Source organism: Streptomyces sp. NPDC001858, from assembly GCF_053594615.1.
This window is the reverse complement of sequence record NZ_JBSFEV010000120.1, coordinates 1-1,644: the sequence shown is the minus strand read 5'-3', so window position 1 is coordinate 1,644 and position 1,644 is coordinate 1. Positions and strand designations below refer to the sequence as shown.

Annotated in this window: 1 protein-coding gene and 1 pseudogene; one reads left to right on the top strand and one right to left on the bottom strand. The window is 70.6% G+C overall.

Annotated elements, in window-relative coordinates; genetic code table 11:
• Positions 1–218 precede the first annotated feature (218 nt).
• The gene (locus ACWCPF_RS45430) at positions 219–1,034 is read left to right on the top strand and encodes an SDR family oxidoreductase (protein ID WP_451051029.1); all 816 of its coding nucleotides are present in this window, start codon (positions 219–221) and stop codon (positions 1,032–1,034) included.
• A 310-nt stretch (positions 1,035–1,344) separates the two neighbouring features.
• Here ACWCPF_RS45430 and ACWCPF_RS45425 read toward each other — a convergent pair.
• Positions 1,345–1,644 (bottom strand): annotated as a pseudogene (locus tag ACWCPF_RS45425) (ABC transporter permease); the annotation flags it as partial.

Below are 1,644 nucleotides of genomic sequence, written 5' to 3'. Positions count from 1 at the left end.
GATGCCCACCAATTTAGTTGGTCGGCCAATCGTTAGTCAACAACCTACGCCACAAGGCTTCTGTTCCCGTCCACCGGAAGATTCTTTTGCCGCCCATCGATCGCTAGACCTCTTCAGAGCGGCCGGCCGGACACTCGCGCACACAGAACTCGAACGACCGACCCCTGACGGTGCCGCCCCGGCGCTCCCCCATGGGCGACACCGCACAGGAGCGACCCATGACGAGACTGTCCGGCAAGGTCGCGGTGATCACTGGCTCGGCGAGCGGAACAGGCGCCGGCGCGCCTCGCCGGTTCGCCGCCGAGGGAGCCATCGTCGTGGTGGCCGACGTCGACGAGACGGCCGGCAAGCTGGTGGCCGCCGAGATCGGCGGCACCTTCATCCGGTGTGACGTGACCGTCGAGAGTGACATCGAGGCGCTGGTCGGCGCTGCGGTCGACGGTCACGGCGGCTTGGGCGTGTTCTACGGCAACGCCGGCATCACCGGCGTCCAAGGACCGATCACCGAGTTCGACGTCTCCGCGTTCGACCGGACCGTGGCGGTGAATCTGCGGAGCATCGCACTGGGGATGAAGCACGCCTGCGCGCCGTGCAGAGGCAGGGCAGGGGCGAGGCGGGGCAGGGGCGGCTCCATCATCAGCACCACGTCCGTCGCCGCGCTGCGAGGCGGGCTGGGCCCGCATGTGCACTCCGCGTGCAAGGCCGGGATCGTCGGCCTCACGCGTTCCGTGGCAGCCGAACAGGCGCCCTTCGGCATCCGGGTCAACGCGATCGCCCCCGGCGGTACCGTGATCAACCTGTTCGCGAACAGCGAGGGCCTCGAAGGGGAAGCTGCCGCACACCTGACCGAGGCCATCGCCGAGAAACCTGCGCAGGGCCGGCCCATCAGGCGGGCCGGCGTGCCCGATGACATCGCCGCGGCAGCCGCCTGTCTCGCCTCCGACGCCGCCGCGTTCGTCAGCGCGCAGGTCATCGTCGTCGACGGCGGTCTCACCGGCGCCTTCTCCGCGGGAAACCTCCCGGACCCCCCTTGAGAAGTCCACCGCCGACTGACCGCCCGGCCCGCCCAGACGCCCGATGCGGCCGGCCTGAGGCGGTGCCACGTCCAGGCCGCGGAGCCGGGCCGGAGACCGCCGCCTCGTTCGGTCGCCCCCTGCTGGCCGCATGGGGCTCAAGCCCGTCCCGGCAAGCCGACTCATCCCGTCGTCCGGGCACCGGCCGACGCCAGGGGAGGACGCCGCCGGGGTTCACCGTCCTCGCGCGACCACTTACCGTCCGCCGAAACGAAGTGCCCTCCGGCGAAGCGTGGAACAGGCCCTGGCGCTCGTCGAAAACAAGATCACGTCAGCCTGCTGCGGGTTGCGGCGCGTACTGCTCGCGCGAGACGGTCGGAGGCTCGCGCCGGTACACGTCCTTGAGGTAGAGCACCAGGGCCGCGCCGAGCACCCACACCGGGAGGATCACCAGGGCGCGGACCAGACCGTCGTCCTGGAAGCGGGACAGGCCCTGCATCGCGCGGACGCCGACCCCGACGGGCAGGATGTCCGAGAGCGGGCGCAGCCAACCCGGAAGGTAGGCCGCCGGCATGATCCCGCCGCTGCTGCTGTTGCCGAGGATCAGCAGGAGGATCGAGGCGAGACTGAC